The sequence below is a fragment of the Tunicatimonas sp. genome, from assembly GCF_049647865.1.
GTDB lineage: Bacteria > Bacteroidota > Bacteroidia > Cytophagales > Cyclobacteriaceae > Tunicatimonas.
The window spans coordinates 1-2,592 of the sequence record NZ_JBARYM010000128.1; the positions used below are offsets into that span (position 1 = coordinate 1).

General features: G+C 46.6%; 4 protein-coding genes. 2 read left to right on the plus strand and 2 right to left on the minus strand.

Features of this window, described 5'->3' with window-relative positions; genetic code table 11:
• On the plus strand, positions 1 to 1,209 hold a 1,209-nt coding region (locus tag WBA23_RS04130; RefSeq protein ID WP_424580982.1), incomplete at its 5' end, for a dipeptidase.
• Between the two features lie 23 nt (positions 1,210 to 1,232).
• Positions 1,233 to 1,790: an NUDIX hydrolase gene (locus WBA23_RS04135; protein WP_424580983.1), complete on the plus strand. Its 558-nt coding sequence runs from the start codon at positions 1,233 to 1,235 to the stop codon at positions 1,788 to 1,790.
• Between the two features lie 53 nt (positions 1,791 to 1,843).
• Here WBA23_RS04135 and WBA23_RS04140 read toward each other — a convergent pair whose 3' ends face one another.
• Together WBA23_RS04140 and WBA23_RS04145 are read right to left on the minus strand one after the other, a co-directional pair.
• On the minus strand, positions 1,844 to 2,077 hold the full coding sequence (locus WBA23_RS04140; protein ID WP_424580984.1) for a hypothetical protein: 234 nt from the start codon (positions 2,075 to 2,077) through the stop codon (positions 1,844 to 1,846).
• An 18-nt stretch (positions 2,078 to 2,095) separates the two neighbouring features.
• A partial coding sequence (locus tag WBA23_RS04145; RefSeq protein WP_424580985.1) for a C40 family peptidase occupies positions 2,096 to 2,592 on the minus strand: 497 nt, incomplete at its 5' end.

Below are 2,592 nucleotides of genomic sequence, written 5' to 3' on the forward strand. Positions count from 1 at the left end.
GATAAAGCTGAGGTGGTGGAAACCGACGGCTATCCTATTATCTACGCCGAAAAAATGGTTGATCCGTCAAAACCAACGGTTTTAGTCTACGGCCACTACGATGTACAACCGGCCGACCCCTACGATCTATGGAAATCACCCCCCTTTGAACCGGAAGTACGGGACGGAAAAATCTACGCTCGTGGAGCTAGCGATGATAAGGGGCAGATGTATATGCACGTGAAGGCACTAGAAACTATGATTGCCAACGATGCCCTGCCCTGTAACGTGAAGTTTATGATTGAGGGTGAAGAAGAAGTAGGTTCTAGTCACCTCGCCGGGTTTGTAAAGGAGAACCGCGAAAAGCTACAAGCGGATGTAGTACTTATCTCCGATACGGGAATTATCGATAACGAAAACCCATCCATTACCGTCGGCTTGCGAGGGTTAAGCTATATGGAAGTAGAAGTGACTGGGCCCCGTGTTGATCTGCACTCGGGCATGTTTGGTGGCACCGTAGCCAACCCCATAAATGTACTTTGTCAGATGATTGCATCCTTACACGATGATCAAGGGCGTATTACAATTCCGGGCTTTTACGACAAGGTGAAAGATTTAAGCGACGAAGAGCGAACTGAAATCAACCGCGCACCGCAAGATGACGAGAAGTACAAAAAAGAATTAGGAGTTGAGAAGCTAACGGGCGAAGACGGTTACTCCACGCTGGAGCGAATCGGTATTCGCCCTACGCTGGATGTAAACGGTATTTGGGGCGGTTATATTAGCGAGGGTGCTAAAACCGTGCTTCCTTCTAAAGCATACGCTAAAATATCTATGCGCTTAGTCCCCAATCAGCATCCCGAAGAGATTGATAAGCTGTTTACAAAGCACTTTGAATCCATTGCACCGGACACGGTGAAGGTGAAAGTAAGCCCCCACCACGGTGGCGAACCGGCAGTAGTCCCTACCGACTCACCCGCCATTGATGCCGCCAAAAAAGCCTTTCAAGAAGCCTGGGGGAAGGAGCCGTTTTTGACCCGCGAAGGCGGTAGTATTCCCATTGTTTCGTTATTTCAAAAAGAGTTAGGTATTGACTCGCTACTGATGGGCTTCGGGCTGGATGAAGATGCCATTCATTCTCCCAACGAAAGCTACGGGGTCTTTAACTTCCTAAAGGGCATAGAAACCATTTCGCTATTTTATCAGCACTTTGCTAAAGAAAATTCATAGCATTTAGCGAAAACGTATCTGCTGTGAAAAATCTAAATTGGAAAGCTCTTTCCCAAAAGTACGTACTGCAAGATCGTTGGATCAAAGTGCGAGCGGATATTTGCGAAATGCCAAGCGGGCAGATTATTGAACCCTACTACACGCTGGAATATCCTAATTGGGCCAACGTAACGGCTATCACGCCCAATCGCGAAATTGTACTAATCCGTCAGTACCGCCACGCCTACGGGGATACTATTCTGGAATTGCCCGGCGGGGCCGTAGACTCGGGTGAACCCGAAATGGAAGCAGTACAACGAGAGTTATTAGAAGAAACCGGTTACGTCGGTGAAAGTTGGGAAGAGATTGCGCGAGTATCGCCTAATCCGGCGAATCATAATAATTGGTCAATCTCTTTTCTGTGCCTCAACGCACGCAAAACTGCCGAGCAGAAACTAGATACGGGGGAGGAAATTGAAGTGGTGTTGATGCCATTGGAGGAAGTAAAACAGTTGCTTAATGAAAACAAACTGGTGCAAGCCATGCATATATCTTCACTGTTTTATGCTTTCCGGCGGTTAGAGCAACTTAACATTCTTTAAGTTAAAACTTTGTATGCTACCTAGTTATAGGTTAAAAGTGGTGATGCCATGCCTCATGATTTTTCAAGTTTGCTTAACCGGCGTTTAATATCGGCTATTTCTTCATTCTGTATGTTATACATCTCACCCATAAATTCGTAAACGTTATCTACCGCTGTACTAATTTCTTTAAACTCGGATTGTACATCGGTAATATTATCCTTAAGCACAGACAGCTTTGCATCAACCGCGTTGAAACGACGGCGAGTCTCCGCTTGAAATGCTTCTAGTTGCTTCTTGAAATCCATAGAAGAAAGATACAAAAACTAGAACAACTTCACATCCTTCAGGGTCAGAATGTCGCGGTTGCTGGTGAGCATACGCCTGGTGCGAAGGTAGCGGTTCAGGTTGAATGCATCATAGTGTTCTGAAGCAGGATCAATGCTGCTAATTTTCACGTGGGCTTCCAAACCGGGCGCATGAATAAACTCGTCGTGACCAATCCACATGCCTACGTGGGTAACTCGCTCACGGGTACTGTCGGTGGCGGCCCGCCCAAAAAATAGCAAATCACCGGGACGCAGATTCTTAAAATTCTTGTTCTCATCCACTAGCTCTCCAGCGTGTACTTGTTGCGAGGCATCGCGGGGTAATACCTTGCCGTTCATGAAGAAAATGGTTTTAGTATAGCCACTACAATCTACCCCCTTAGCCGAAGTGCCACCCCACAAGTAAGGGACACCCATTAACTGAAAAGCCGTTTCTACTACCGATTCTTCGGTAGCTTTCACTTCAGCCAGCCAGTCATCTAACATCACTGCTT

Bases quoted from the DNA above. Each gene is read 5' to 3' on its own strand.
- WBA23_RS04140 (WP_424580984.1), bottom strand. From the start codon at position 2,077: ATGGATTTCAAGAAGCAACTAGAAGCATTTCAAGCGGAGACTCGCCGT.